Annotated in this window: 1 protein-coding gene and 3 rRNA genes (2 of these 4 running past the window's edge); all 4 read right to left on the bottom strand. The window is 51.4% G+C overall.

Annotated features, from left to right (window positions below):
• Window positions 1-348, bottom strand: a 16S ribosomal RNA gene (locus tag PJE062_RS25695) (it extends 1127 nt beyond the left edge of the window).
• A gap of 1374 nt (window positions 349-1722) precedes the next feature.
• Window positions 1723-2001 carry a hypothetical protein gene (locus PJE062_RS25690; protein WP_008553181.1) on the bottom strand — a complete coding sequence of 93 codons (279 nt, stop codon included), beginning with the start codon at window positions 1999-2001 and terminating at the stop codon, window positions 1723-1725.
• A gap of 213 nt (window positions 2002-2214) precedes the next feature.
• A 5S ribosomal RNA gene (rrf, locus tag PJE062_RS25685) occupies window positions 2215-2329 on the bottom strand.
• An 89-nt stretch (window positions 2330-2418) separates the two neighbouring features.
• Window positions 2419-5000 (bottom strand): 23S ribosomal RNA (locus tag PJE062_RS25680); it runs 143 nt beyond the window's last position.

The following is a 5000-nucleotide window of genomic DNA, read 5'->3' as shown; positions in this document are numbered from 1 at the left end:
CCCCCATTGTCCAATATTCCCCACTGCTGCCTCCCGTAGGAGTCTGGGCCGTGTCTCAGTCCCAGTGTGGCTGATCATCCTCTCAGACCAGCTATAGATCGTCGCCTTGGTAAGCCATTACCTTACCAACTAGCTAATCTAACGCGGGCACATCTCATGGCGATAAATCTTTCCCCCATAGGGCTCATAGGGTATTAGCAGTCGTTTCCAACTGTTGTTCCCTACCACAAGGTAGCTTCCCACGCGTTACTCACCCGTCTGCCACTAATCCCGAAGGATCCGTTCGACTTGCATGTGTTAGGCCTGCCGCCAGCGTTCGTTCTGAGCCAGGATCAAACTCTCAGGTTCTACTAAGAAATAATCCCAACTTAATCACGCTACATACTCAAATCTTCAGCTAAAAAGCTGAAAGACGAGGAACACGCATGACACTAAATCATCCGAAAATGATCAATGTCTTGGTGTTCTGAAAAACGTAAATCAAGTCAGTTATTCCGTAACAGTAACATCCGAAAATGTTACCCGCGAATAACCGCCGTCCACGTTTCTCTTTCTATATCATATTCAATTGTCAAAGAACGGAGACTTTCGCCTCAATATCCAGACCTACAAAGCTTATCTAAAACCCCGTAAATCCTTCTGTTTCGCGGCCTCCAGACCGGCGCCTCAGTGGCCCGCCCCGTTGGCGTGGAGCGGGTTATAGGCGTACCAGCCCCACCCGTCAACACGCAAATCTCAAAAAAACCAAACTATCTGCGAAAAACTAAAATTCGAACAAAAACAACTCCTCATATATCATTCCAATCACCACCAAACACACCCCAAAAACCCCGCAAACAAGCCAAAAACAACACAAACTAACCCCAATAATTAACAAATCCAAAATTTGCACAGACACAGGGAAAACTAAAAACAACAAATTCAAAAGGCAGAAAGCCAGAGACAGGCGGCAAACAAGACAGCTAAGGAGCAAAGGCGCTCAGGGCTAAGGGCTCAGACAGAAGAAAGGGAAAAGAGGCGAGCCAGCAAACACAACAGAGTACGATAAGCAAACCGCACACCAAACTTGCGGGATAGGCAAACAAGCAGCTCTTTGCGACCCAGACAAGCAGGACAATGAGCCAGACAGAGAGAGCTCACGATAATTCTCGACAAACGATGCAACACGACAAGCTCAGTCAACATTAAAGAATGCAGATGAATTGAGAACTCGGCTTCGAATGAAGAGCATCGACGAAGCGATACTGATAAGATCACGGCATCAACGCACAAAACAAGAAGGCAGTTCCACTCCACAAAACCCGGCGCATCTCGGTAGCCCGGCACATCTTAGCCGAGAACTTCCATTAGCAATCCAAGTAAAAAGAAATCACGCAGTCAGCCTGACTGATCCCCCAACTTCACCTCAAAGTCAGTTTGCGTTCTTTTGCGCAGAACTGCGTTAAACACCGCCAAACTGCGTTGCTATGTCCGCAAACCACCAAACACATGCAATTTGCGACCAGAGTTATATAGCTCCCGGTGCGGGCAAGCCTAAGGCAAAAGCCCGCCCCTATTCCCCTTTAGCCAACATCTATCACCGCAATCACAAAACTTATGCCCGTTAAGACCAACGCCACATAGCAGCAAACATAGCCAGACCAGATGCGTGCATGCCTCGTTCGCACCAACACCCCACCATGCAACCAAACGCTCAAACAAGGTCCACCTCAAGCCCCGGCTTTACACCAATCGCAAACTGGCAGCTGATTCCAGCCACCAGTTCACCAGCACCAAAGTCTCAAGGAGAACATTACGGGAATAGACCACGACCAAAACACGCTCCATGCTCCATGCTCCATGCTCCAACCATGCAACACGGCAGATGGATAAGTCCGGGTTCTTTGACAAATGAAGAATGTTTTCCGGGGAAGCAGGCAGCCCAGCCCGAGGAGAAGGCGGATCATTCCACCCAAGCTCAATTGAAATGCACCAACGCGCGACAAGAACGACGGCGTACATGGTTCCAAACTGCTTCTTGAAGAGTTGCCAGTGCTGTCAGCTTTAGAGTCTTAGACTTATCAGATGTTTCCGCTGAAGAGGGATATTCGGGCTTATTCCGCTCACCTCGTCTGTCTCTAGACGCAGAAAAGCCCCCGAGCATTATGCATCGGGGGCTTTTGTGTGATTTTGTGTTCTGTGTATTTTGTCGAGATTTTTGTGTGTCTTATTCATGCCCGGCGGCGCCCTACTCTCCCGCGTCTTAAGACGAAGTACCATTGGCGCAGGGGCGTTTCACTTCCGAGTTCGGGATGGGATCGGGTGGGGGCGCCCCGCCATAGCCACCGGGCAGGAATAAGTCACATTATGAACTGGTCTGTTTTGTTTAGTTGAAGCTTTGTTTTTGGATTTAAGCTTTATGATTATAGCTTAATGGGAGTGATCAAGATCGATCGAGCTATTAGTAAGGCTCAGCTTCGGATGTTACCACCCTTCCACATGCCTCCTATCGACGTGGTGGTCTTCCACGGCTCTCAAGGGATATCTTGTTTTGAGGTTGGTTTCCCGCTTAGATGCCTTCAGCGGTTATCCATTCCGTACATAGCTACCCTGCAATGCGGCTGGCGCCACAACAGGTCCACCAGAGGTACGTCCATCCCGGTCCTCTCGTACTAGGGACAGATCCTCTCAAATTTCCTACACCCACGGCAGATAGGGACCGAACTGTCTCGCGACGTTCTGAACCCAGCTCACGTACCGCTTTAATTGGCGAACAGCCAAACCCTTGGGACCTGCTCCAGCCCCAGGATGCGATGAGCCGACATCGAGGTGCCAAACAATGCCGTCGATATGGACTCTTGGGCATCATCAGCCTGTTATCCCCGGCGTACCTTTTATCCGTTGAGCGATGGCCCTTCCACGAGGGACCACCGGATCACTATGACCGACTTTCGTCTCTGCTCGACTTGTCAGTCTCGCAGTCAGGCAGGCTTATGCCATTGCACTCAACGAGCGATTTCCGACCGCTCTGAGCCTACCTTCGCGCGCCTCCGTTACCATTTGGGAGGCGACCGCCCCAGTCAAACTACCCGCCACACACGGTCCCGGATATTGTAGTACCGCGGTTAGATATCCATGAGGACAAGGGTGGTATTTCAAGGATGGCTCCACCCGAGCTGGCGCCCGGGGTTCAACGCCTACCACCTATCCTACACATGTCATCACGAATACCAGTGTGAAGCTGTAGTAAAGGTGCACGGGGTCTTTCCGTCTGACCGCAGGAACCCCGCATCTTCACGGGGAATTCAATTTCACTGAGTCTGTGCTGGAGACAGCGGGGAAGTCGTTACGCCATTCGTGCAGGTCGGAACTTACCCGACAAGGAATTTCGCTACCTTAGGACCGTTATAGTTACGGCCGCCGTTTACTGGGGCTTCAATTCGGTGCTTGCACACCTCCTCTTAACCTTCCAGCACCGGGCAGGCGTCAGACCCTATACGTCGCCTTGCGGCTTCGCAGAGCCCTGTGTTTTTGATAAACAGTCGCAACCCCCTATTCTGTGCCCCCGATACAAAGTTGCCTTCGTACCGGGCTCCCTTCTCGCGAACTTACGGGAGCAATTTGCCGAGTTCCTTCAGCACAGTTCTCTCAAGCGCCTTGGTATACTCTACCTGTCCACCTGTGTCGGTTTCGGGTACGGTCTTAGCGTGGGAGCTATTTCCAGGAACACCTTCACCGCATCTCCAATCCAATAAGGAGATACGATACACGGCATCCGTCACTACCCACTGGCCGGGGAATATTAACCCCGTTCCCATCGACTACGCCTTTCGGCCTCGCCTTAGGGGCCGGCTAACCCTGCGCCGATTAGCGTTGCGCAGGAACCCTTGGACTTTCGGCGAGAGGGTCTCTCACCCTCTTTATCGTTACTCATGTCAGCATTCGCACTTCTGATACCTCCAGCAGCCCTCACGGGTCCACCTTCATCAGCTTACAGAACGCTCCGCTACCGCGCGTCATAAGACGCACCCGCAGTTTCGGTGTATGGCTTTAGCCCCGGTACATTTTCGGCGCGGAGACCCTTATTTAGACCAGTGAGCTGTTACGCTTTCTTTAAATGATGGCTGCTTCTAAGCCAACATCCTGGTTGTTTTGGGATCTCTACATCCTTTCCCACTTAGCCATAACTTAGGGACCTTAACTGGCGGTCAGGGTTGTTTCCCTCTCCACAATGGACGTTAGCACCCACTGTGTGTCTGCCCTGCAGTACTTCCTGGTATTCGGAGTTTGGTTAGGATCAGTAAGGCGGTGAGCCCCCATAGCCCATCCAGTGCTCTACCCCCAGGAGTATTCACAGGACGCTCTACCTAAATAGATTTCGCGGAGAACCAGCTATTTCCGAGTTTGATTGGCCTTTCACCCCTAGCCACAAGTCATCCCCGAATTTTTCAACATTCGTGGGTTCGGTCCTCCAGTGCGTGTTACCGCACCTTCAACCTGCTCATGGCTAGATCACTCGGTTTCGGGTCTAATCCAACGAACTAAAACGCCCTATTAAGACTCGCTTTCGCTACGCCTACACCTATCGGCTTAAGCTTGCTCGTTAAATTAAGTCGCTGACCCATTATACAAAAGGTACGCTGTCACCCTTACGGGCTCCAACTGTTTGTAAGCATTCGGTTTCAGGTACTATTTCACTCCCCTCGTCGGGGTACTTTTCACCTTTCCCTCACGGTACTGGTGCGCTATCGGTCGACTAGGAGTACTTAGGCTTGGAGGGTGGTCCCCCCATGTTCAGACAGGATTTCACGTGTCCCGCCCTACTCAAGGATCATATCTCTTTCTACCCGTACGGGGCTATCACCCACTAAGGCCAAGTTTCCCAACTTGTTCCGGTTCTTAAAATATGACCACTGGCCTGGTCCGCGTTCGCTCGCCACTACTAGCGGAGTCTCGGTTGATGTCCTTTCCTCCGGGTACTTAGATGTTTCAGTTCCCCGGGTTTGCCCCCTTGCGGGTAC

Source organism: Pseudovibrio sp. JE062 (genome assembly GCF_000156235.1).
In the GTDB taxonomy this organism is placed as follows: domain Bacteria; phylum Pseudomonadota; class Alphaproteobacteria; order Rhizobiales; family Stappiaceae; genus Pseudovibrio.
The sequence above is the reverse complement of the archived record's forward strand: the minus strand, read 5'-3'. Positions and strand labels throughout refer to the sequence as shown.

What these genes read in the sequence shown, in the direction of transcription:
- PJE062_RS25690 (WP_008553181.1), bottom strand. Translation starts at nt 2,001, where the DNA reads ATGTACGCCGTCGTTCTTGTCGCGCGTTGGTGCATTTCAATTGAGCTT.